Source organism: Vampirovibrionales bacterium (assembly GCA_016712355.1).
Taxonomy (GTDB): domain Bacteria; phylum Cyanobacteriota; class Vampirovibrionia; order Vampirovibrionales; family Vampirovibrionaceae; genus JADJRF01.
Genome location: JADJRF010000005.1, coordinates 2,346,694 through 2,370,187, shown reverse-complemented (window position 1 = coordinate 2,370,187; position 23,494 = coordinate 2,346,694). Strand labels below are relative to the sequence as shown.

The 23,494-nt window shown below is 60.4% G+C and carries 22 protein-coding genes; 16 read left to right on the top strand and 6 right to left on the bottom strand.

Features of this window, described 5'->3' with window-relative positions; all coding sequences use genetic code 11:
* Window positions 1-33 precede the first annotated feature (33 nt).
* The 3 genes from fliM (at window position 34) to IPK79_12280 (ending at window position 2,967) form a co-directional block, all read left to right on the top strand.
* Window positions 34-1,059: a flagellar motor switch protein FliM gene (gene fliM, locus IPK79_12290; GenBank protein MBK8191214.1), complete on the top strand. Its 1,026-nt coding sequence runs from the start codon at window positions 34-36 to the stop codon at window positions 1,057-1,059.
* On the top strand, window positions 1,046-2,137 hold the full coding sequence (gene fliY, locus IPK79_12285) for a flagellar motor switch phosphatase FliY (GenBank protein ID MBK8191213.1): 1,092 nt from the start codon (window positions 1,046-1,048) through the stop codon (window positions 2,135-2,137). Before fliM ends, fliY begins: the two co-directional genes overlap by 14 nt.
* Window positions 2,138-2,376: 239 nt before the next feature.
* Window positions 2,377-2,967, top strand: coding sequence for a hypothetical protein (locus tag IPK79_12280; GenBank protein ID MBK8191212.1), 591 nt, complete (start codon window positions 2,377-2,379; stop codon window positions 2,965-2,967).
* A gap of 24 nt (window positions 2,968-2,991) precedes the next feature.
* Here IPK79_12280 and ilvD read toward each other — a convergent pair whose 3' ends face one another.
* Window positions 2,992-4,698: a dihydroxy-acid dehydratase gene (ilvD, locus tag IPK79_12275; protein MBK8191211.1), complete on the bottom strand. Its 1,707-nt coding sequence runs from the start codon at window positions 4,696-4,698 to the stop codon at window positions 2,992-2,994.
* Between the two features lie 143 nt (window positions 4,699-4,841).
* On the opposite strand from ilvD, the gene IPK79_12270 reads away from it, so the two are divergent.
* From IPK79_12270 to IPK79_12260, 3 genes are read left to right on the top strand one after another with little or no spacing between them, the layout of a single operon-like run.
* Complete coding sequence (locus tag IPK79_12270) at window positions 4,842-5,576, top strand: nucleotidyltransferase family protein (protein ID MBK8191210.1); 735 nt, start codon at window positions 4,842-4,844, stop codon at window positions 5,574-5,576.
* Window positions 5,576-6,598, top strand: coding sequence for an NAD-dependent epimerase/dehydratase family protein (locus IPK79_12265; protein MBK8191209.1), 1,023 nt, complete (start codon window positions 5,576-5,578; stop codon window positions 6,596-6,598). The genes IPK79_12270 and IPK79_12265 overlap by 1 nt, the downstream gene beginning before the upstream one ends.
* Entirely contained in the window at window positions 6,595-7,617 is a 1,023-nt protein-coding gene (locus tag IPK79_12260; GenBank protein MBK8191208.1) for an SDR family NAD(P)-dependent oxidoreductase, read from the top strand. Before IPK79_12265 ends, IPK79_12260 begins: the two co-directional genes overlap by 4 nt.
* Here the strand turns inward: IPK79_12260 and IPK79_12255 are convergent.
* Window positions 7,614-8,018: a DUF192 domain-containing protein gene (locus tag IPK79_12255; GenBank protein ID MBK8191207.1), complete on the bottom strand. Its 405-nt coding sequence runs from the start codon at window positions 8,016-8,018 to the stop codon at window positions 7,614-7,616. The genes IPK79_12260 and IPK79_12255 overlap by 4 nt on opposite strands.
* Before the next feature lie 420 nt (window positions 8,019-8,438).
* Here IPK79_12255 and IPK79_12250 point away from each other — a divergent pair, with 420 nt between their 5' ends.
* The 4 genes from IPK79_12250 to IPK79_12235 all read left to right on the top strand — a co-directional run bounded on the left by IPK79_12250 (window position 8,439) and on the right by IPK79_12235 (window position 12,454).
* Window positions 8,439-9,137, top strand: a complete 699-nt coding sequence (locus tag IPK79_12250; protein ID MBK8191206.1) for a response regulator transcription factor — start codon at window positions 8,439-8,441, stop codon at window positions 9,135-9,137.
* Window positions 9,138-9,344: 207 nt separating this feature from the next.
* Window positions 9,345-10,340: a tRNA epoxyqueuosine(34) reductase QueG gene (gene queG, locus IPK79_12245; protein ID MBK8191205.1), complete on the top strand. Its 996-nt coding sequence runs from the start codon at window positions 9,345-9,347 to the stop codon at window positions 10,338-10,340.
* A 148-nt stretch (window positions 10,341-10,488) separates the two neighbouring features.
* Complete coding sequence (locus tag IPK79_12240; protein ID MBK8191204.1) at window positions 10,489-11,352, top strand: electron transfer flavoprotein subunit beta/FixA family protein; 864 nt, start codon at window positions 10,489-10,491, stop codon at window positions 11,350-11,352.
* The gene (locus tag IPK79_12235; GenBank protein MBK8191203.1) at window positions 11,321-12,454 is read left to right on the top strand and encodes an electron transfer flavoprotein subunit alpha/FixB family protein; all 1,134 of its coding nucleotides are present in this window, start codon (window positions 11,321-11,323) and stop codon (window positions 12,452-12,454) included. The genes IPK79_12240 and IPK79_12235 overlap by 32 nt, the downstream gene beginning before the upstream one ends.
* Here IPK79_12235 and IPK79_12230 read toward each other — a convergent pair.
* From IPK79_12230 to leuC, 4 genes are all read right to left on the bottom strand, one after another.
* Window positions 12,451-13,620 (bottom strand): TPM domain-containing protein, encoded by a 1,170-nt coding sequence (locus tag IPK79_12230; GenBank protein MBK8191202.1) that lies wholly within the window; start codon window positions 13,618-13,620, stop codon window positions 12,451-12,453. The two genes, IPK79_12235 and IPK79_12230, sit on opposite strands and share 4 nt — an antisense overlap.
* The gene (locus IPK79_12225) at window positions 13,595-14,143 is read right to left on the bottom strand and encodes a LemA family protein (protein ID MBK8191201.1); all 549 of its coding nucleotides are present in this window, start codon (window positions 14,141-14,143) and stop codon (window positions 13,595-13,597) included. The genes IPK79_12230 and IPK79_12225 overlap by 26 nt, the downstream gene beginning before the upstream one ends.
* A 164-nt stretch (window positions 14,144-14,307) precedes the next feature.
* Window positions 14,308-14,916, bottom strand: a complete 609-nt coding sequence (gene leuD / locus IPK79_12220; GenBank protein MBK8191200.1) for a 3-isopropylmalate dehydratase small subunit — start codon at window positions 14,914-14,916, stop codon at window positions 14,308-14,310.
* The gene (gene leuC, locus IPK79_12215; protein MBK8191199.1) at window positions 14,916-16,361 is read right to left on the bottom strand and encodes a 3-isopropylmalate dehydratase large subunit; all 1,446 of its coding nucleotides are present in this window, start codon (window positions 16,359-16,361) and stop codon (window positions 14,916-14,918) included. The genes leuD and leuC overlap by 1 nt, the downstream gene beginning before the upstream one ends.
* Before the next feature lie 146 nt (window positions 16,362-16,507).
* Here leuC and IPK79_12210 point away from each other — a divergent pair, with 146 nt between their 5' ends.
* The 6 genes from IPK79_12210 to IPK79_12185 all read left to right on the top strand — a co-directional run bounded on the left by IPK79_12210 (window position 16,508) and on the right by IPK79_12185 (window position 23,389).
* On the top strand, window positions 16,508-18,283 hold the full coding sequence (locus tag IPK79_12210; GenBank protein ID MBK8191198.1) for a SpoIID/LytB domain-containing protein: 1,776 nt from the start codon (window positions 16,508-16,510) through the stop codon (window positions 18,281-18,283).
* A gap of 147 nt (window positions 18,284-18,430) precedes the next feature.
* Window positions 18,431-20,176 carry an FAD-dependent oxidoreductase gene (locus IPK79_12205; protein MBK8191197.1) on the top strand — a complete coding sequence of 582 codons (1,746 nt, stop codon included), beginning with the start codon at window positions 18,431-18,433 and terminating at the stop codon, window positions 20,174-20,176.
* Entirely contained in the window at window positions 20,176-21,036 is an 861-nt protein-coding gene (locus IPK79_12200) for an SDR family oxidoreductase (GenBank protein ID MBK8191196.1), read from the top strand. The genes IPK79_12205 and IPK79_12200 overlap by 1 nt, the downstream gene beginning before the upstream one ends.
* 130 nt (window positions 21,037-21,166) lie before the next feature.
* Window positions 21,167-21,784: a YkgJ family cysteine cluster protein gene (locus tag IPK79_12195; GenBank protein MBK8191195.1), complete on the top strand. Its 618-nt coding sequence runs from the start codon at window positions 21,167-21,169 to the stop codon at window positions 21,782-21,784.
* Between the two features lie 79 nt (window positions 21,785-21,863).
* Window positions 21,864-22,397, top strand: coding sequence for a YkgJ family cysteine cluster protein (locus IPK79_12190; GenBank protein MBK8191194.1), 534 nt, complete (start codon window positions 21,864-21,866; stop codon window positions 22,395-22,397).
* Window positions 22,398-22,507: 110 nt separating this feature from the next.
* A complete protein-coding gene (locus tag IPK79_12185; GenBank protein ID MBK8191193.1) occupies window positions 22,508-23,389 on the top strand; it encodes a hypothetical protein in 882 nt (293 codons plus the stop codon).
* The last annotated feature ends 105 nt before the right edge of the window (window positions 23,390-23,494 follow it).

The window sequence follows — 23,494 nt, the reverse complement described above, 5'->3', positions numbered from 1 at the left end:
CCTCGCCACGACACGGAGCGTATACGACGGCTCATGCTCTCGCAAGACGAAATAGACAGCCTACTATCGTCCCTCTCCGTCGGGATGGAAAAAAGCGCCGCCATCGACGAGGGCGGCGACGAACCGCTGTTTGAGAAGCGCAATTACAAGCTTTATAACTTTCGTCGCCCTGACAAGTTCTCGAAAGACCATTTGCGGGCCCTGCAAACGATTCACGAAAACTACGCCCGGCAGTTGGGCATGGTACTGACCGCTTATCTGCGGATTCCGGTCGAAATCGATGTCGTATCGGTCGATCAGCTGACCTATGACGAATTTGTACGCTCGATGCCAAGTCCCATGACCATCAGTATTCTGGAAATGTCGCCGTTGCCGGGTCAGACCCTGTTCGGTCTCGGCTTTGACGTCTCTTCCGGCATCATCGATCGAATGCTCGGCGGTCCCGGCACGCCTGAAAACCGGGCGCGCGAGCTGACCGATATCGAGCAGTCGCTGATCCGAAGGGTGATCGATCGCGCCGTCACCAGTCTGGAAGAAGCCTGGCGCTCGATGATGAGCGTCAACATCATGATTATGGGCATGGAAGAAAGCTATGCCCTGATTCAGGTGGCCACGCCCGGCGAGATCGTCGCGCTGATTACCTTTGAGATCAACGTCGGTAACCGCGAATCGGGCCTGATGAGTCTGTGTATTCCGTATCCCGTGGTGGAAAGCGTCATCGCCCAGCTCAGCGCCCAGCGGATTTTTCACGGCCAGAAGGGCGATATCCCCCGCGAGCATCAGGAAAAAGTCCTCAGCAAGCTGCATTACGCCAAAATGCCGGTTCAGGTGCATCTGGGCGGGACGCATATCAGCGTCAAAGACCTGCTCGAACTCGGCGTCGGCGATGTCATTCGCCTTGACAAGGAGGTTCGCGAGAGCCTGCTGCTGAGCGTCAACAGCATGCCCAAGTTCTACTGTCGTCCCGGTACGCTGAAAAACAAAATGGCGGTCTACGTCGTGGAAGAAGTGATGAACAATGACGCAATAGAAGGATTCGGATTCGATGACCACCGATGACGCAATCACCAGCGCGCCTGCTGTCGGCGCTACCTCGCCCGCGATCTCGCCTGAAGATATCGAGACCATTCGCGAGTTGTCCAACATCGCCTTCGGGGCCGCCGGATCCAATCTGGCGATCATTCTGAATCAGAGCGTCGACGTCCCGTCGCCCGAAGTAACGGAATACGCCACGCTGGCCGACTGGGCCGAGCCCTTTGCGGGCGAGGATAAAATTCTGGCGCATGCGCAGTTTGTGGAAGGCTTCCGCTACCATACGGCCTATCTGCTGCGCATTGACGACGCCAAATACGTCACGGGCCTGATGCTCGGCGGCATGGGAGGCGAGTCGCCCCCCGGCGGCCTTAATGAGATGGAAATCAGCGCCATCAGCGAGGCCTTCAGCCAGATGCTGAACGCATCGGCCATCAGCCTGGCCTCCGTCATTGCGGAAACCGTCGAAATCGGCGCGCCCGAGATTCAGCCTTACTCGGTCGAGGCGCTGGCTGAGAGTATGCCGGAACTGGCGCAGGCGTCGTTTGTCAGCGTGCATTACGAGCTGCACATCGGCGATGGGCAGGTCATGCCTGTTGTTCAACTGGTGATGGCGGCCGATGCGCTTTCTCAGGTCAACAAACTGATGTCCGTGACGGCGGGCGGCGGCAGCGGCGGGAGTAAATCCTCCTCGGCGTTCGATGGCTTCGGCGATCTGGGCCTGTCCGGCGGCGCTTCGGCTTCCGGCTCCGCCCCGCGCGGGCCTGAGGGCGCGCCGGTGACGGTTCAGCCTGCGCATTTTGCCGCTTTTGACAGTCAGCCCAGCATCTCGGGCGAATACAATAAAAATCTGGATCTGGTGCTGGACGTGACGCTGAATTTGACCGTTCAGCTCGGCGCCACCGAACTCAGCATCAAGCAGATTCTGGAATTGACGCGCGGTTCGGTCATTGAGTTGGAGCGCATCGCCGGAGAGCCGGTTGATTTGCTGGCCAACGGCAAGCTCATTGCCAAAGGCGAAGTGGTCGTCATTGAAGACAATTTCGGCTTGCGCATCACCAGCATTGTCTCGCCTCAGGATCGCCTGCGCGGCCTGACGGGCTAGGACGCTGCGCCCACTTGGGTGACAGGGTTTCGGCTCGCTCTGTCTAAAAAAGACGTGTCCGCGCGCCGACTCACGCTGCGTCTGAAATCCTGGCCTCGGGTGGGGATGCCGGAGGCAATCGCGCGTCTTTACGCGCTTTGTCTGTCATGAAAGCGTGGAATGGTCTTCCTGCCATAAGGCGCAGGTGTAGGTTAAGCGCTCTGCATAGGGGCGCTGTTGATATTGAAAGGTAGTCTTCCATGACTGTTTCCCCATCCCTGAGCTCGTCGCCGATTCGCTTTGGCATGGCGATGAGCGCTGATGCCGCTCAACAGACGATTCATACCGCATTGCAGGGCGTTCGGCTGTCGTTAGAAGGCCGCGATCCCCAACGCGCAAAACAAGCGCTTTACCATGCAAGCGATTTAATTCTTCAGGATACCCAAGCGCCGCCTGTCGAGAGGGCCAAGCGGCATCTCGGCTTATTGGACTTGGCGCCGCAAGTGTCAGCGAAGTTTAAGGAGCCCGCGCTTTTAACAACAGCCATAGACGAGGTGAGTCGTCTCTCTGAAAAAGCCTTGGGCGTCATCGCTCAAACCGCTGCTGCCCGAAGGGACGCCGCCCTGATTGCGTTCATTCGCCAAGGCGCTTTGAACAGCCCCCACCTCTTTCAGGATCAAACCGTTGCTCGTTTGGACGTGGCGTATTTGCAGGCGATATCGATGCCTACGGCCCCGCTAAACTCTTCACGAGCCTCGGTCAAACAACCTAAACCCGCACCAGTATCTTCAGGCCAGCAAATGCCTGTAGCTGCAGATGGTTTTTTACGAGCCGAGCGGGCGTTGAATTAACCCAGATCGGGTAGCGTTTTAAACTCAGGCGCGGGTCTTGACGCCTGGGCCCGGATGGGTCACGGCGCCGCTGGAGGCAGGGCCGACGAGTTGGGCGTACTTCCAGAGCACGCCTTGCGTATAGTTGGGCGCAGGCGCCTGCCACTGGGCGCGGCGATTCGAGAGCTCGGCCTCGCTGAGGTCTACGTGCAGCGAGCCCGCAGCGGCGTCGATGTCGATGACGTCACCGTCGCGCAGCAGGGCCAGCGGGCCTCCGGCGCTGGCTTCCGGGCAGGCATGGCCGATCATCAGCCCGCGCGTGCCGCCGCTGAAGCGACCGTCGGTAATCAGCGCGACATCGAGTCCCAGCCCCTGGCCGTAGATGGCGGCGGTGACGCTGAGCATCTCGCGCATGCCGGGACCGCCGCGAGGACCTTCATAGCGGATGACGACCACATCGCCGGGTTGAATGCGACCGGCCTGCACCGCCTCAAAGGCATCCTGTTCGCGGTTGAAGACGCGCGCCGGGCCGCGATGCTGGAGTTTTTCCAGCCCGGCGACCTTCACCACCGCGCCCTGCGGGGCCAGATTGCCGAACAGAACTTTCAGTCCGCCGGTGGCGCGAAGAGGAGACGATACGGGGCGCATGACGTCTTGCGATTGCGGTATCACAACGTCACGCAGGTTGTCGGCGTGGGTCTTGCCGCTGACGGTAAGGCAGTCGCCATGGAGCAGGCCCGCTTCCAGCATGGCCTTGAGGACGACGGGCACGCCGCCAATCCTGAACAGGTCATACATGACGTAGCGGCCGCCGGGCTTCAGATCCACAAAGTGCGGCGTGGCGTCGAAAAGCTTGCCAATGTCGGCAGGCGTGAGCGTCAGCCCGCATTCGTGGGCGATGGCGGGTAAATGAAGCAGGCTGTTGGTGGATCCGCCGGTTGCGGCGACAATACGCACGGCGTTTTCAAAGGCTTTTGGGGTCAGAATGTCGCGGGGACGGATGTTACCGGCCAGCAGGCGCAGCACCGCTTCGCCGCAGGCGCGCGCAACGGCGGGCCGCCCGGGATCTTCGGCCGGGACCGCGCTGGATCCGGGCAACGCGATGCCGATGGCTTCGGCCACGCAGGCCATCGTATTGGCGGTGAACTGGCCGCCGCAAGAACCTGCGCCGGGACACGCCTTCTTTTCGATGGCGCAAAGCTGCTCATCGCTGATTTTGCCTGAAGCGTGCGCGCCGACGCCTTCAAACACGTCGACGATATTCAAATCGCGTCCATCGAGATGGCCCGGCAGAATGGTGCCGCCATACAGAAACACTGACGGCACGTTGAGGCGCGCCATGGCCATCATCAGCCCGGGGAGGGTTTTATCGCAACCGGCCAGCCCCACCAGCGCGTCATACTGATGCCCGTGCATCACCAGCTCGACCGAATCGGCGATAATCTCGCGGCTGACGAGCGAGGCTTTCATGCCTTCGTGGCCCATGGCGATGGCGTCGCTGACGGAAATCGTCGTAAACTCGCGCGGGGCGCCGCCGTGCTCGCGAACCCCTGCCTTCACGTCTTCGGCCTGGGCGTGGAGCGCCACGCTACAGGGCGTTACTTCGCCCCATGTGCTGGCCACGCCGACCAGCGGCTTTTTGAAATCTTCGTCCTGAAAGCCCATGGCGCGGTACATAGAGCGATGCGGGGCCCATTCTGGCCCGTCGAGAACGTGACGGCTGCGGTGGCGGAGATCGGCGGCGTCAGTCATGGCGTAAAGATCCTTTTTAAATTGAGTTAAATTGAATCGAATAAGCGCTTGCGTCGGCGCCAGCATAGCGCAAAGGCCCCGCGCAGGCGAGGGCGGTTTATGGTAGCCTGAGAGCCCAATCCGCGATAGGGAGATTCGCCGCCATGCTCGCCGTGATTCTCGCGGGCGGCAAAGGAACCCGCTTGAAGCCGTATACGACTGTTTTCCCAAAGGCGCTTGCGCCGTTGGGGGAGATGCCTGTTCTGGAATGGGTGCTGCGACAACTCAAGGCGGCGGGCTTCGACGAAATCATTCTCTCCGTCGGGCACTTGGCGCATCTGATTGAAACCTACTTCGGCGATGGCGCGTCACTGGGGCTTAAAATCACCTATGCGCGCGAAGAAACCCCGCTGGGCACCGCCGGTCCGCTGCGGGCGATTGCCGACCTGCCGGAACAGTTTCTGGTGATGAACGCCGATATCCTGTGCGATCTCGACTATCGCGCGTTTTTTGAGGCGCATTGCGCCAGTGGAGCCCTGGCGACGGTGTCGGCCTATCGCCGCGACTCGCGCATCGACTTTGGCATTCTGCATTTTGATGGCGCCGGATCAAGTCCTCAAGCAGGGCGAATTCAGGGCTTTGAAGAAAAACCGACCCTGCATCACTGGGTGAGTATGGGCGTTTATGCCTTTCGCCGCGACATTTGCGCGTTTATTCCAGACGATCGGCCGTTTGGCTTTGACGATTTAATGCATGCGCTCATCGCCGCCCAGGCCGATGCGCGCGCGATTCCGTTTGACGGCTACTGGCTCGATATTGGGCGGGTGGACGATTACGATCAGGCCATGGCTGACGTTCAGACCCAGCGCGATCGCCTCTTGCCCGGAGGCATGGCCTGATGGGACCGATGGCTGGACGCGGCGCCGAGCGTCTCTTGATTACGGGCTGCAACGGCTACATCGGGCGGTATCTGGCCCGGGCGGCAAGTTGCTTGCCGGGGGCCGAAGCGTTTGGTCTTGATCGCCAGCCGCCTGGCGGCGATTTGGCGGGTCCTCCTGTCGAAGACGTGCGGCTGTATGAAGGCGATCTCTTTCATCCCGACTTGGCGCTGCTGTTGCAGGAGATTCAGCCGGACGTGATTTTTCATGCGGCGGCGGTCCCGCGCACGGCGTCTCTGGCCGAACAATGGCATGGGACGGCGCTGGCGAGCGAACGCCTGCTGGCCGCCATTGTTGAGGCGCATCTGTCCTGCCGGGTGGTGTTGCTGGGTTCCGCCGCCGAATATGGCTTGCGCGAAGGGCCAATCGGCGAAGACGACGCCTTGCGCCCCGAAAGCGATTATGGCGTCGTCAAGGCCTCTCAGACCTTGCTGGCTTTGTCTTATGCCAAACGCTTTTCGCTGCCGGTTGTCACAGGCCGGATTTTCAACGTCTACGGCGCGTCGCCGCCGATGCTCGCCATTGCGTCGATCGCCAGCCAGACGGCGCGTCTCGAAGCCCAGGCGGCGCGGCGGCGCAATCGTTTTGCAAGCGCGGAACCCCTGGACACGCGCCTTCATGTCGCGAATCTGGCTGCAAGGCGCGATTTTATCCATATTGACGACGTGGTGGAGGCGTTGCTCACGTTGCGACGCTACGGCCGCCCCGGCGAGATCTATAATATCGGTGGCGGCGAGGCCATCGCTTTGCAGCACGTCGCCGATCGCCTGATTGCGCTGAGCGAGTGCGACCCCGATCAAGACGTGACGCTCGCGCCGAGTGCGGCGCAAATCAGCGATTGCTCGCAGGCGAATCTGGCGAAAATCATCGAAGAAACGCCCTGGCGTCCGCGCGTTTCGCTGGAAGAAGGCCTGTTGCGCGAATTGCATTATTGGCGCGCGCGTCTCCCGCTGCCCGTCGAAAAAGAAAGGCTTGGCGCATGACGGCTCCTCACGCCCCGCTGAATTCTCAAACCGTTCTGGTCACAGGCGCCGGGGGCTTTATCGGCTCTCATCTGGTAGAGGCGCTGGTGGCGCAAGGCGCTCAGGTGCGCGCGATGGTTCGCTACAATGGCCGAAACGACTGGGGGTCGCTGGAGCGCTTGCCGCGCGAAACGTTAGCGGCCATCTCCGTTATGCCGGGCGACATCACGGACCCGTTTTTCGTGCGTCGCGCCGTGTCGGGCTGCCAGACGGTATTTCATCTGGCCGCGCTGATTGGCATTCCGTATTCGTATATGGCCCCGCAGCACTATGTCGCCGTCAACGTTCAGGGCGCGCTCAACGTGCTGGAAGCCTGCCGCGAAGCCTGCCAGACGGGCGCGCCAGTCAAGCTGATTCAGACTTCTACCAGCGAAACCTATGGCACGGCGCTGTATACGCCCATAGACGAAGCGCATCCGCTTCAGGGACAGTCGCCGTATTCGGCGACCAAGATTGCCGCCGACAAACTGGTGGAAAGTTACGTGCGGTCGTTTGATCTGCCTGCGACCATTCTGCGCCCGTTTAATACCTTTGGCCCACGGCAATCGGCCCGCGCCATTATTCCGACGATCATCGCCCAGGCGCTGGCCGACGAAGGGCCTATTCGCGTGGGCTCGCTTGACCCGGTGCGCGATTTTCTCTTTGTGGAAGACACCGTGCGCGGTTTTCTGGCCGCAGCGCTGTGTGAGCGCAATATTGGAGAAGTGGTGCATATTGGCACGGGACAAGCGCGATCGATTGGCGAGACGCTGACCCTGATTCTAAAGCGCTTGAATTGCCCGGATCGTCCCGTCCAAACAGAGGCTGCGCGCGTTCGTCCCGCCAATAGTGAAGTGGAAGTGCTGCTGTGCAATCCCGCTAAAGCCAAAGCCTTGATGGGCTGGACCCCGCAGACGTCGTTTGAGGACGGTTTACAGCGCGTGATTGACGCAATGGCCGCCGATCGCCCCCGCGATAAAGCGCATTTGTATACCGTTTAATTTCGCCTTTCATGGTTTTGATTTTCTTCGTTTTGATTTTTTCCGGGACCCAGCGTGATGATATCGCCCGGCTGGCAGGCGCTTTGAGCCAAAGCCCCCGCCGGCAGTTCCAGAACCACGCGCGAGCCGCGCACCCACGGGGAGGCGCGCCAGGGACGCATGGCTTCCACGCAACGTAAAATTTTACCCGAGCGGTCGATAAATGCCGCATCGAACGGAAATCGCATAAAAAATGAATGAATATCGGCGCAGGGCTCCAGCCAGAGCCCGTCTCCCGGCGGCAGGCAGGGTTTTCCCATTAGCCCCCAAAAGCGCGTCCAGTGCGTGTTGGCCATCCGGACACGTTCGGCGACGATGGTTTGGCGCGTCTCATTGACGGCCTGATAGCATTTTGACGCCATAGCGCGCGGGCTCCCACAGATTGACGACTCCTATTATAGGGGGCTCGTGTGGCGAGAGGAAGGGCAGGGCGCGGGGCCGCTTTGCGACGGCGGGCGGGTTTTGGCCTTGGGGCGTAGACCTCGCGATGGACCGTGGCGCGACCGCAACTGGACCGGAAGGAGGAGGACGCTTCATGAAATTTAAAACTTTCAGATGATGGCCGACCTCGGGACGTCCGTTATGATGACGATACGTGTGAAGCCCATATAATCCAAAAACAAAAACGAGGATTCGGTGATGGGTTAGGGACGTTGAGAGGCGTCCAGGCGCAGCGACAACGAGGCGTTTGCGCGTCAACAGCCGTGTTTCAGGGACAGAGAGTTACCACCGCCGACCCGTGGTGGGCATGATGATGGAGGCCGTTTGTAGCGATGAGACGTATGAGTACTTCTGAACTTCGGATTTTCGTGGTGGATGATAACGCCAACCACAGCACCGGCATCAAGCAACTGTTAGAGCTTCAGTCCGGTTACAACGTGGTGGGCATTTCCACCAACGGCGAAGACGCCATTCGGCGCCTCGAGTCGCTGGACGTCGATATCGTCCTGATGGACATGAACATGCCCGAGCTGGACGGCGTATCGGCGATTCAACAAGTCGTGGCCAAGAACGAGGAAATTAAAATCCTCGCCTTGACCGGCTACGACGAGCCTGATCTGATCTTTCGCGCCATGAAAGCCGGCGCTCGCGGTTATATCCTCAAAACAATGGTCACCTCACAACTCATTAGCGCCATTGAAGAAGTGATTGCCGGTAAGGTCTACCTGCCGCCGTCGCTGGCCACCAAGTTCTTCGACGAATTCCACGTGAAAATCGCCAAGAACAGCCGCCCCGACCCCACCAAGCAAGCCCTGCTCAGCTATCTCACCTCGCGTGAGAAAGAGGTTCTGCGCCTGCTCACCGAGGGAATCACCTATAAAGGCGTGGCGGACAAGCTGGTGATCAGCGAAACGACCGTCAAGACGCACGTCAACAATATTTTCCAGAAGCTTCAGGTCAACGACCGCACGCAAGCGGTGCTGTACGCCATCAAGCACGGCTTGGTGGAAGCGGCTGCGCCCTTGCCCGCCGCCGTCTAGCCGTCGCTTCGGCTTCTACACGCTCTGTTTGAGCGTCAAAACGTCTCTATCAAATTGTCCATGTCCCAACAGCGTCCCGGGTTCTTGACTGACTCGGGGCGCTGTTTTTAACAGGGCCGCCGAGATCCCCTCCGGGTGACACGGGCGCGGTGCTTGCGCTCAGCCGTATAATGCCGATGCGAGGCGTTTGCCGAAGGATTACCCGCTATGGCCGAAGACAGGCCGCCACCTAGCGATCTGCTCGATAAGATTAAGCGCAAGGCGCTGGAACTGGGATTTCAGGCCGTCGGCGTCGTATCACCGCAGGCGTTGACGGCTGAAGGCGCCCTGTTGCGCCAATGGCTCGATAGGGGCTATCACGCGGACATGGCCTGGATGGCGCGCTATCTGGACAAACGCATGGACCCGCGCGCGCTGATGCCGCAAGCGCAATCCATTATCGTGGCGTTGATGTCCTACGCCCCTCGACCGGACGACGCGCCGGGGCCGGGCGCCCTCAAAATTGCCCGCTACGCGCGCGGCGACGATTATCATCGGGTGATCAAGCGCCGACTCAAAGAGCTTCTCAAGGCAATCCAGCAATGGGAACCGAAGGCCGAGGGGCGCGCCTTCACCGATAGCGCTCCGGTGCTTGAAAAAGCGCTGGCGGTTCGCGCCGGACTGGGCTGGTTAGGAAAAAACGGCCTGGTGATTCATCCGGATCTGGGTTCTTACTGCTTTATTGGCGAGTTGTTCTTAAATCTGGACCTGTCTGGCGACGAGGCGGCGCCGACCCCGAACCATTGCGGGCGTTGTACGCGCTGTCTTGACGCCTGCCCGACGCAGGCGATTGTTGCTCCTGAGGTGGTAGACGCCAATCGCTGCATTGCGTACTGGACGATTGAGCATCAGGGAGAGGTCATTGCGCCCGGGATTGCCGCGCGTCTGGAGGGTTGGGCCTTCGGTTGCGATATTTGTCAGGAGGTGTGTCCCTGGAACGCGCGGGCCGAAAAGATTGCCGCTTCCGGCTCCGCTTGCGCCCCTGATATTGAACCCGCCTTTCTGCCGCGACCGTGGAATGTCGCGCCTCAGGCCGACGAGCTGTTGGCCCTGACGCCCGAGGTCTTCGCCGAGCGCTATCGTCACAGTCCTATCAAGCGCACCGGTCTGGCGGCGCTTCAGCGCAATGTGCGCGCGATTGTTTCGACAGAGCCTTCTCAGTAGGGGCGCGTTTGCAGGCGGGCGCTTGCAAATCGTTCTCGCCGCGCGTCCTCATTGCCGCTTTGTCTCCTTGGCAACGCCTCTTGCATCGCGGGCGCCCTTCTGGTGTACTGAGAGGCCACGCTATTAGGTTATCGGACAGGGCTCCGCAATGACTCACACGCCGCTCAACGTCTGCGTTTTAATAAAACAAGTGCCCGATCAATCCGCCAAGGCCGGGATTAACCCGGATGGGACCATCGATCGAGCCAAAGCCAAGCGCATGCTGAATCCTTTTGATCGCTATGCGCTACAGGCCGCCCTTAATATGAAAGCTCGCCATGGCGCAAGCGTCACGGCCATTACCATGGGGCCTCCTCCCGCGGTCGAAATCCTCTACGAGGCGCTCGCCCACGGCGTGGATCGCTGCGCTCTGCTCACCGATCGGCGTCTGGCCGCGTCGGATACCTGGGCGACCTCTTACGCCCTCTGGAAAACGGTTCAACATCTGGGGCCGTTTGATTTGGTCTTCTGCGGGCTGCAAACCACCGATGGCGATACCGCGCAGGTCGGTCCTGAAATCGCTGAGCGCGACAACCTGCCGCAAGTCAGCTACTGCGAAGATTTTCGGCTGGAAGACGGCGCTGTCGTGGCTCGCCGCGTTATCGAGGGCGGCTATCAATGGGTCAAAATGCGCCTTCCCGGCCTGATGACCATTGCCAACGCCTACGAGCCGCTTAAATACAAAACCATTGGCGGCGTCAAACGCGTGCAGCGCTTGCAGCGCGATGAGGCCGAGCGCGCGCAGACGATTCTGACGCTGAGCCTGGACGATGTTCACGCCGATCCCGCCGAATGCGGCCTGAAAGGCTCGCCGACCATTGTCGCCAAAACCGAAAAAGTATCGGAAATCGGCGGCAGTTGCGTGATTCACCAGGGCCAGCCCGTGGCCCGTATGGTGGAAGACGTTTTGCAGTCGACCCATATCCTGGAGTTTACCGCCCATGACCGAGTCTGCGCCAGCCAATCCGCCTGAGCCGTTAGCGGAAATCATTACGCCAAGCAATAAAGAAGTCGTTATCGTCGCCGAACAGGTGGATGGCGAAATTCAGCCCGTGACGCTGGAACTGCTGGGCGCGGGTCGCGATCTGGCCAACAAATTATCCGGGCGCCTGTCGTGCTTCCTGCTGGGGCATCAGTTGGGTGACGCGCCGCAATTGCTGATTGCCCATGGCGCTGACCGCGTGTATGTTGCGGATCACCCTGAACTCAAAGACTACCGCAGCTTGCCCTATAAGCGCGTGATCGTCGATACCGTGCAGTCTTGGGAATTGCCGCCGCATATCATCCTGCTGGGGTCGACGACCACCGGTCGCGATCTGGCGCCGCGCATCGCCGCTGCGCTCAAGACCGGCCTGACCGCCGACTGCGTGGAGCTGGATATCGGCCCTTACGAGCATACCAATAAGGCGGATCCGGCCAAGGTCGGACATTATCCGGGGTGTTTATACGCGATTCGCCCCAGTTTTGGCGAAAGCCTCAAGGCGCGGATTCTCGGGCCATGGAACAACCCGCAAATGGCCACTGCCCGCCCCGGCGTGATGATTCCCCTGCCGGCTGACACGCAGCGCTCGGGTGAGGTTATGGCCGTGCCGGTCGCGCTGGATGACGCCGATCGGCGCGTGGAAATTCTTGAGATCGTGCGCGAAGTCAACAAAAGCGTGAATCTCACCGAAGCCGACGTAATTGTAGCGGGCGGCTATGGTCTGAATTCCGCTGAAGGCTTTAAACTCCTGCAACAATTGGCCGATTGCTTCGAGAACGCCTGCGTGGCCGCCTCGCGCAAGGCGGTTGACGCCGGGTGGATTCCCTATCAGAATCAGGTCGGTCAAACCGGCAAAACCGTGCGCCCCAAAGTCTATTTCGCCTGCGGTATCTCGGGCGCCATTCAACACCGCGTGGGCATGCAGAAATCAGGCCTCATTGTGGCCATCAACAAAGATCCCGACGCGCCCATCTTCACGTTTGCTCATCACGGCATCGTGGGCGATCTTTATCACGTCCTGCCGGAACTCATTGCGCAGTTGAAATCCCCGAAGGCGGCCTCGGCTGCCCGGACGGTCTGCGCGGTCGGCTAACGCGGCCCGCTCACACTATCATCGTTTATTTTTCGCGGCGCGTAAGTCGCGTAGCCAAAGCGATCGATTGCGAAATCTTTAAAAGCAAACGCGTAAGTCTGACGCGGGCTGATAAAGCGCCATTGCCCGCGCTCGTTGTAGTCAATTGCGCCCATCAGCATACTGCCGTCGAGCTGCCAGCCGACGCGTGTTTTACGAAAGAAGACGGGCGCCAGCGTGCGATTGGGGTCGTTGGGGAAAACCGCGACAGCGCGATTGCCGTCCTGGCGGATGAGGGGACGCTTGTCCTGATAGCGCTGATACAGCCGGGAGAATTGTTCCGGCGGCTGGTTTTTAAGAAGCCGGTTCGCCGAGGCGTCGTAAATGCCTAATGGGGGCTCCTGCTGCCAGCGGCATGCCTGAAGGAACGTTTGCCAGGCCTCTTTGGGCGTGGGTTGCGCATCATAAGCCTTCGCATCGGGCTCTTCGGACGGCAGCGCAGAGAGTGCGCTTGTCTTGACGCTCAGCGGCGAGGCCGCATTGGAGATGGCTGGCAACGATTCCATGGGCGGGAGCGCGTTTGCGACGGTGCTCTCACCGTTGACAGGCGTGTCCGTGAACAGCAATTGGCGCGCGCGCGCGCGACGCGTGAGCAGGGCGGCTGTCCTCTCAATGCCGAGCGGCAGGCGATCCGGGCGGAAATACGTCCGAAACTGCTGCCGGTTGATAAACGTGATAAATTCCGGCGGATAAATTCGCACCAATGCTTCGCCTACGTAAAGGGACGCCTGATGCGCCGAAGGCGCAATCGCCAACAGCATCGCGCGCCGTCCGCCGGAAGCGCGTCCAAGCTCCCACTGCTCGGCGCGACGCTGGGCCCATTCGGAAAGCGGTTCTTTGGGCGCTTTCGCCAGCGTAATAATCACCAGATCCAGCCGCATTTGCTTGTGCGCATCGAGCAAGGCCGCATTGATTCGAAATTCAGAGTGGCTCGGCAAGACGTTGGCGTCGTCAAATACGAATTGCGTTTGGGAGGGTCGCTGGTCGCCGTTGCCCGATCGCCATGGCGAATAGAACCACACCGCCAGCGCGATGGCGACGATCAGCAGCGTCAGCGCAGCCAGCCCGATGACGCGCGGAAGTATCCCCCAGAAGGATTTTTTAGCGGCTGTAGCGGCGCGCTTCAAGATATTCGCGCTCCTTCAGGCGTAAGAACGAGGCAACGGCTCCGTTTGGAAATCGCCTTAACGTCTGGTTAAAGCGGTTGACAGCGATATTGTATTGCTCGCGCTGGGCCCGCAAGCGCTCTTCCATTTCGGCCATCTGGTTGGCAATCGGACTGAGCTCGGGATCGGCGGATAATTCTTTCGAAGATTCAATCAGGCGCTTAATTTCGCGGACATTTTCCAGAATAGCCTTTTCCGTATCCGACAGGCGCTTGATATCGCCTTCGAGCAATTGCCGTTCCGAGTCGTCTCGCCAGGTGGACAGCTCTGACAGACGCTCGCGTTCCGCCGGTAGCTTTTCTTCAATGGCCTGAATCAAATCGGGTAAGATGGCGTTGCGTTTCACGATGACAGATTCCACAAAGCGCCAGGAGCTAATCAGCGATTCCTTCTCTCCCAGCAAGCGTTGGGCGCGTCGTCTAATCCAGGCCGCCGTGAGCGCGACCCCGCTGATAGCGGCGATTCCCATTAAAAACTCCGTCATAGAAAAAACGCGCAGCTCCCGGTGTCTTTCCAGGACTATCTTTAAACGCGTGAGCGCCCCGCTGGAGTTAATTTCTCCGGCACGCGCGCGCGTTGTCCTGGGCTTATCTCCAGCAAAACATTCCGCCGGCGCCGGGCGCCTCCGTCAGACTCAGGAGATTGCCTTCAGGCGTAAGACAGGGCCGATGGCGAGGCCGTTTGCTCGTAAGCGGCGATAGACGCTTGGCGCTTCAACGCGTACCCAATATCGTCAAGCCCTTCGAGCAGGCATTGCTTGCGGAAGGGATCGATTTCAAACGAAAGCGCCGCCCCGTCGTCCACCGTGACGGTTTGAGAGGCCAGATCAATGACAATTTCCAGACGCGGGTCGGCTTCCACGCGCCCCATCAGATCCGAAACCGTCTGTGACGGGAGCGCAACGGGTAGCAGGCTGTTTTTCAGCGCGTTGTTGCAGAAGATATCCGCAAACGAGGGGGCAATAATCGCGCGAAAGCCGTAATCCGTCAGCGCCCACGGCGCATGCTCGCGTGAACTGCCGCAGCCGAAGTTGCGCCCGGCAATCAGAATGCGCGCGCCTTCAAACCGGGGATCGTTGAGCACAAAGCACGGATCCGGCGATCCGTCGCCGCGATAACGCCAGTCGTTAAACAAATGCGAGCCGAGGCCGGTTTTGACCGTTCCGGTCAGAAACCGCGCGGGAATCACCTGATCCGTATCGACATTCTCTTGTCGTAAGGGCGTCGCTGTTGCGACAAGTCGCGTAAAAGGCTGCATCATACGGAAGACCCTCCCCCCGATAGGGCGCTGTGCTGACGAACGTCGACGAGTTTCCCTGCTACGGCGGCGGCGGCGGCCATCGGCGGGCTCAATAAGAACGTGCGTCCGCCGGGACCTTGCCGTCCCTTGAAGTTGCGATTGCTGGTGCTGGCGCAGGCCTGCCCCGGCTCCAGTTTGTCCCCATTCATGGCAATGCACATGCTGCATCCGGGCTCGCGCCATTCGCAGCCGGCTTCGAGAAATACGCGATGCAGCCCTTCGGCCTCAGCGGCGCGTTTGACCCGCTGAGAACCCGGCGTGACCAGCGCGCGCAAGCCCGACGCGATATGACGGCCTCGCAATACCGCTGCCGCCGCGCGTAAATCTTCGAGCCGGGAATTCGTACAACTGCCGATAAAGGCGACGTCAATCGCAACGCCCGCCAACGGCTGTCCGGGCGTCAGCCCCATATAGCCGAGCGCGTCTTCGAGTTCCTGACGCTGCTCGGGCGTTTGCATGGCTTCCGGCGACGGAATTCTCGCCGACACGCCCAGAGCCATCCCCGGATGCACGCCATAGGTAATCATCGGCTCAATATCGGCGGCATTCAGCGTGACAACATGGTCATAACGCGCGCCATCATCGCTTCGCAGCGTTCGCCAGTCCGCCAGCGCCTTGTCCCAGGCCTCGCCTTTGGGCGCAAACGGGCGCCCGGCCAGATAATCAAACGTCGTCTGGTCAGGCGCAATCAGGCCGACGCGTGCCCCGGCCTCAATGGCCATATTGCAGACGGTCATGCGTCCTTCCATCGACAGGTCGCGAATGGCGGAACCCGTAAACTCAATGGCGCACCCCGAACCGCCGCCGACGCCGATTTTAGCGATAATCGCCAGAATGACGTCTTTCGCGGTGACGCCGGGCGCAAGCGCGCCCTCGACGCGAACTTCCATGGTTTGAGACGGCGTTTGCAGCAGGCATTGCGTGGCCATTACGTGGGCGACCTCGCTGCCGCCGATGCCGTGGGCCAGCGCGCCGAACGCGCCATGGGTGGCTGTATGGCTGTCGCCGCAGACGATGGTCATACCGGGCTGGGTCAGGCCTAATTCCGGGCCGATGACGTGGACGATGCCCTGATTTTCGTGATCCACGTCAAACAGCGTGACGCCAAATTCGCGGCAGTTCCGCGTCAGGGTGTCGACCTGATGACGCGTCGCGTCGTCGTGATAATTCAAGCCGCCGTCGCTGCGTCGCGGCGTGGTGGGGATGCTGTGATCCATGGTCGCCACAGTCCGATCCGGACGTCGCAGGGGCAGGCCGCGATCGCGCAGTTCTTGAAACGCCTGAGGCGAGGTGACTTCGTGAATCAGGTGGAGATCGATATACAGCAGGCTGGGCAGGCCCGGGCCTTCATGGACGACGTGTCGTCGCCAGAGCTTTTCGTACAGGGTCTGGGGTCCGGTCATTGCGAGTTCCTGAGCTTGTGGGGGAACGCGCCTCTCATTGTAATCGCCGCAGGCGCGCCAGAAAACCCCCATGCTGTTCGCTTGCTCTGGCGCGCGCGCCTTTTTGTTAGAGTGGAATCGCTGTGAGATGCCAGAGGAAGTCCGCTATGTCCGCAACCGTTTTGATGCGCCTGCGCGCCGCGATGCTATTAATCGGGGGCGTGTGGCTGGCTGTCTTTGCGGCGCAAGCCCCTGCGCAGAAAATCCCCGCTGTTGCGCCTGCGCCTGTTGGCGCTGCCGCACAACTGGGCGCTGCGATAATGGACGGCGACCTGATTCGCGTTGGCATCAGCGATGACGCCATGCGCGATTACGAATACCCGCAGGCGCGACTCGGCGCGACCGGCCCCTGCGTAATCTGGGATGTCGCCTCCAGGCGCGTCCTTGCCACGATGCCAGCCGGAGCGACGGCCCTGGCGACTGTCACCAAACGCGGGTTTCTGATTCGGCGTTCGGGGTTAGCCGCGCCCCTTGGGCCAATCGCCGGGCCCGTTCTGTTTCGTCCTGTTAATGCGCAATCGCTGATGCTGCTGCCATCGAGTACGCGTCGGGGTCAGACGCCGCGCTACCGCGGATCGCTGGAGTTGGTGCGCGGGTTCAGCGCTCCCAACAAGCTGACGGTGGTCAATATCTTGCCGATTCAGGACTATCTCAAGGCGGTTGTTCCCAACGAGCTGCCGCCGCGCTTCGGGCTGGAAGCCATCCGCGCGCAGGCTGTCGCTGCGCGTAATTATGCGATTCGTCCTCGTGAGAAGCCGTGGCCGCAGTTCGATATCTGCGATTCGCAGTATTGTCAGGTATATTTCGGCGCGCAGACAGAGCATCCTGCTACCACCAAAGCGCTGGAAGAGACGCGCGGTTTAATGGCTCTGTACGACGGCGAGCCGATTCTCGCCCTGTACAGTTCTTCTCACGGCGGCGTGTCTGAAAATTATGAGAACGCCTTCTCAGAGCCGCGCACGGAGCGTTTTCCGGCGACGCCCTTGCCGTATCTGGTGAGCGTGTCGGATTCGGCGACGATGACCGAACGCTTTGGCGATCTGCGTCTGGAGGCCAATGCGCGCGCGTTCTGGAGCGCTCGCGGTCTGCCCAGTCACGATTCAGGGTCTTCGTACAATCGCTGGCAACGCGAGTGGACGGCGCTGACGCTGCTGCAAACCCTGCGAAAAACCCTGCCGGAACTGGCTCAGGATAAACTGACTCGGGCCTTTGTTCAGCCGCCGCCGAGTCGCGCAGTGGGCGCGCTGCAAGAGATGCGCGTTACCCAGCGCGGGGCTTCTGGCAAAGCGATGACGCTTGAAATTTTTACCGATCAGGGCGTCTGGACGGTGCGCAAGGAATTTGTCATCCGTAAGGCGCTGGCTGTGGGCGGGCGGATGCTGCCCAGCGCCAATATTGTCTTCACCCTGCGACGAGACGCCGATGGACGGCTTGCGGCGCTGACGGTTCATGGAGGGGGATTCGGCCATGGCGTGGGCATGAGCCAATACGGCGCCGGGGCCTTAAGCGCCAAGGGGTGTACGTTCGTCGATATTCTCCAGCATTATTATCGCGGCGCGGCCATTGGCGCGATTCCCTTGCGGGTGGGAAGCGGGGCGTCGCTGATTCCGGCGCGCGTGACGTTCTACGCCAAAAAGCGCGCAGGCGTTTTGTATTACGTCGCCGAAGAGGCCGACGGCGACGCCGCGCCGCGCGTCTCGCTTAACGGCAAGGTAATTTCTCTTGCTGGCGTGGCCAGTGGTCCGCACAGCGGCAAGCGACTCGCTCCTGAGGATCTGCGCGCGCCCGGCGTCAATGAGCTGACGCTCTGGCCCGATGTAAAGCGCCCTGAACGCCGCATCCGCGCGTGGATTGAGCTGTATCCGGCGCGAGGCGAGACATAAACCGCATCGGTCCGCATACCGCACGTCGCGACTTCCCCATTTAGGGTATAGTGAAGGGCGTTTGCGATAAGCGCAAGAGAGATCCTCTAGAGAAATCTTCTCAAGAGATCTTTTTAGAGATTGGCATGACACGGGAGGGCTCTATAAATGGCATCCACAGCTCAACGAATCCTGATTGTGGGCGGCGTTGCAGGCGGCGTCAGCGCGGCGGCGCGCTTGCGACGGCTGAACGAAGACGCTGAAATCATTATTTTTGAGCGCGGCCCTCATGTGTCGTTTGCCAACTGCGGATTGCCCTACTACCTGGGGCGCGAGATTCAGGAGCATGGCGCCCTTACGCTCGAATCGCCCCAAACGCTGGCCGAAAAGCTCAATCTGGATGTGCGCATTCATCATGAGGTCAAGTCGATTGATCGCCAGCGACGTGAAATCGAGGTATGGGATTCCCACAATCATGTGGCCACGCGCGAGTCGTACGATGCGCTGATTCTAGCGATGGGCGCCGCGCCAATTCGCCCGCCGATTCCCGGTATTGATCGCCCCGGTCATTTCACGCTGCGCAATATTGCCGATATGGACGTGATTGAAGCGTGGATTCGTGAGGAGCGCCCGGAAACCGCTGTTATCGTCGGCGGCGGATTCATCGGGCTGGAACTGGCGGAGCAGTTGGATCAACGCGGTATTCGCGTGACGGTAATCGAAGCGCTCGATCAAGTGATGGCCCCGCTCGATCTGGAGATGGCCACGCTGTTGCACGAAGAACTCGATCGCAACGAAATCGCGCTGTCGCTGGGCGATCCGGTGACGGCCTTCGTGGATCCGTCTTTGCCCGACGAGCGCGGAAAAGCTTCTACCGTCCTGCTGAAGAGCGGCGAGCGCGTTGCGGCGGATCTTGTCGTGATTGGCATTGGCGTTCGCCCTGAGACCTCGCTGGCGCGCGAAGCCGGGCTGGAACTGGGCGACTTGGGCGGTATTCGCGTCAATGAACGCATGCAGACGTCTGATCCGTCGATTTGGGCTGTGGGCGACGTAATCGAGGTTAAAAATCCCGTGACGGGTCAATGGTCGCTGGTTCCCCTCGGGGGGCCTGCGAATCGACAGGGACGTATTGCGGCCGATACCATTGTCGGGCGTCAAAGCGTCTATCGGGGAACGCTGGGGACTGCGATTCTGCGCTTATTCTCGCTGACCGCCGGCTGCACCGGCGTGAACGAAAAGACGCTTCAACGCTTGCACGTCGATTACCGGGCGGTTCACCTGCACCCCAATCACCATGCGGGGTATTATCCCAATGCCAGCCGTATGGCGATGAAAATCCTGTTTTCGCCCGGCGACGGTCGCCTGCTGGGCGCGCAAATTGTGGGCGCGGCTGGCGTCGATAAGCGAATTGACGTCTTTGCCACGGCTTTGCAAGCGGGCATGACAGTTCATGATCTCGCGGCGCTGGAGCTGTCGTACGCGCCGCCCTTTGGCTCGGCCAAGGATCCTGTCAATCTGGCGGGCATGATTGCGCAAAACATTCTGGCGGGCGATGTCTCGATGGCGCATTGGCCTGAAGCGCTTGCCGCTTCTGAATCGTCAGACTCTCAAAAGCCGCTGATTATGGATGTGCGCGATGAAGACGAGTTTGCCGAAGACAGCTTGCCCGGCGCGGTGAATATTCCCCTGTCTCAAGTTCGCGATCGGCTGCCGGAGCTGGCCTCGCATGCCGAGCGCGATATCATTGTCCACTGCGCCACGGGACAACGCTCTTATTACGCATGCCGGATTCTCAGTCAGCGCGGATTTCGCCGTGTGCGCAATCTTTCCGGCGCGCTTAAGACGCTGAATCCCATGCGCGTCGCGCGCGCAAGCGCTGCGGCGAACGCAGACGCCTTGCCTTCGTCCAGATAATGCCGTCTGGCGCGCTCGCCGGCAAATCGGCGCTGGTGACCGGCGCTTCGACCGGCATCGGACGCGATTGCGCGCTGACGTTGGCGCGTGTGGGCATGACGACGTATGCAGGCGTTCGACGCGCTGAAGACGCCCAGGCATTGCAGGCCCAGGCAGAAGGCGATCTGCGTCCGATCTCCCTTGATGTCACTGACCCGGCGTCGATTACGGCTGCGCGTGAACGCCTTCAGGCTGACCAGGGCCCGCGCGGACTGGATGCGTTAATCAACAACGCGGGTTTCTGTCTCGTCGGCCCATTGGAAACAACGTCGATGACCGCGCTCCTGAATCAGTTTCAGGTCAATGCAATCGGGCCGATTGCTGTTACTCAGGCCTTCTTGCCGATGCTGCGCACAGCGCGCGGGCGCGTGGTCATGATGAGTTCCATCTCAGGTCTGTTCTCTTCTCCGTTTGTCGGCCCTTACGCTGGCTCTAAATTCGCGCTGGAGGCGCTGAGCGATTCGCTTCGAATGGAGCTTCTGGCGCAAGGGGTGACAGTCAGCGTGCTGCAGCCGGGGCCTATCCGCACGCCCCTGTGGCAAAAAACAACGTCTGAGGCGGCGTCAGCTTTCCCCCAAGTGCCGCAAGAAATCCAGCAATTGTATGCGCCGCTGTTTCTTAAAATGGGCGAGCGCGCCGCGCGATCCGGTCAAACGGGCGACGATCCCAGCGTCGTCACCCGCGTGATTCTGCGCGCATTAACGGATCGCTCTCCCAAATCCCGCTATGGCGTCGGGCGAGGCGGGTTCTTGTGGCGCACGATGCGCGCACTGCCCGATCGCTGGCGCGATGCGATGATTCTCTACGCTTTGCGTCACTAGGCGTCAGGAGCGACGGGTTTGCCCCACCGTCGGACGATGGCTGGAATCGTAAAATCGCGTATAGTGTCAGCAGCGGTTCTATGGACGTCCTGCAAGGCGTCCGCAGGCGGATAAAAAAGGCGGCTTGCTCATGTACGACATGAACTATTACGGCACCCAGGACGATCCCGGCGCACAAGACGAAACCAGGGCCGATTTGCCGGATTTCTGTCATAAATGCGGTCGCTGCTGTCGCTCCGCTACCACGTATGCGCCCTACGAAGAGCTTCAGGAAATGGCCGCGCGCGGAGAGGCCGAAGCCATCGAGTTTTTGAGTATCTTTCAGCCTTACGAAACCCTCGAAGACGCCCGCGCCGCCGTTCCAGATCAGGTGGATCAGGTGTTGCGCGAAGCCGAGCATAATCCCGATCTGCAGGGCAAGAAACTCACGTTTTATCATTGCCGCTATGTTACGCCGGAAGGTTTGTGCGGCATTTATGAGACGCGTCCGCGCTGTTGTCGAGAAGCGCCGGCGCATGGCTGGTCCGTAATGCCCCCGGGCTGTGGTTTTGAAGGCTGGCAGTTCTTGCAGCGCGAGAAGCAGAAGCGCGCCATTCGCGACTTGAAAACCAGCGCCTACGTCATCGAACAAATGTCCCCTGATGGCAAAACGCATCCCTTGCGTCCCGAAACCACGCTCGACGAGCTGCGCGCGATGGTGCAAAAGAGTATTCGTCCCTGGAAGCGCTTCGGCGCAGACTACTGGTAGGGGGCGTTCGGCACGGGCCCATGGCATATTGCGTTTGTGTCCAGCTCGCATCGGCGCACTCTCTGGCGGGAGGGCCGTTATGGCCTTGAGCGATTCAGAATCGCCTCTGGGAATGGCTCAGGAGGTTGAGCGTCTGCTCAAGATGCCGCAGACGCTTTGCAAGCAGCGCGGCATTTGTTGTCGTGTTGCGACCTTCAAGGGATCGCTGTCGATCGAGGAGATTCACGCTTTAGGACAGGGCGATACGCCGGATGCTGAGCATGCGCGCGCTTTTGCGTCTATCTTTGAGGCGTATCCGTCTCAAGCCGCCGTGCGCGAAATCGCCGACGCGTTTGTGGATCGCGTGCGCGAAAAAGCGCTCGCCAAGGGGAAAAATCCCGATGACGTGACGTTTTTCAAATGCCGCTTTGTTCTGCAGGACGGTCGCTGCGGCGTTCATGAAGATCGCCCGACGGGGTGCCGGGCTTACCCGTTTCCCCACAAAAACACGGTGTTTCATCCCGGCTGCGGCTTCGAGGCGCAAAGCGCTCAAAACTGGGCCAGAATCGAGGAAATCCTGCGCGAATTGGGGATGGATCCTGATTCGCTGGGGGCCTGGGCGTCAGATTCTTGATATAATACATAGGGCCATTGGCTTACAGCGCCGTCTGCGGGGGACAATCAGGTCAATTATTCGAGGGGCTGGGGTTTGCTTTGGCTATGACAGCCTGGGAAAAAACTTTCATGTCGCCCTCTTTCTCGATAAGACAAGGGCTGACGCGCCGTGTCGCGTTTGGCAAAGACCAGACGCCCCCGTCGACGCCTCATGGCGATTCTTTCAACGCCAATGCCGACGCTGATCCTGTATCTCCGGTAATGCCCGTCGACAAGCCGGATACCGCCTTGGGCCGCTGGATGCAATCGGCGATTGATCGCAGCGGCATTCTTCTGTACTACGTATCCGCGAATCCATTGACCCGCGCTCATGTCACGTATGCGCGCGAGGCGATGACGCAGGCGGGATTCGGGCATGTGGCGTTTCTGGTGGGTGGGCGTCCTCCGCATAAGCAGGGCAAGCCCGATTTCCTGCCAGGAAAAGAACGTCTGACTCTGGCGAAATTAGCGCTTTCGGACGAAAAGCGCATGGCGGTCGCTTCGCTGGATGTGTTGCTGTCGTTGCTGCGTCGCAGCAGCGCCATGTACGCTGAGAATCAACATGGGCAAGATTCAGCGCTGATCGCCACGCTGAAGGCGCTGCCTCGAAACGTACGTTTTCCGCTGTTGATCGGGCGAGACGCTCTGGAAGGGGATCAATTGTCGCATCGCGGGGTCTCTTCGGGTGCGCTGCTCGACCATGCGCTCATTATTCAGGGCGTTTGCGAAGGCGAAGCGCCGATCGAGCAGGTCTCTCTGAAAGGCGCTGCCGCGCCTGTGCCAATCGCGACGCGCGCGTTTCAGCGAAGCGCCGAGGGCATTCATTCGACGGCGGTCCGCCGCGCAATGGCCGCGGGCGAGTTGCCGCCTCGCGATAGCATCACCGTATCGCAAGGCGAGTATATCCGAGCGCGTCAACTCTATGGCGCGCCGCATCCACGGCCTTTCCCGCCATGGGATGATGCGCAGTAGACGCCCACGCTGGTAACAAAAATTTACACGCCTGCGCCGCTTGACTTCCCCCTGGCATTAAGGCATCATACTACTCCGCCGACGGTGATACCTTCGCCGCAGGCG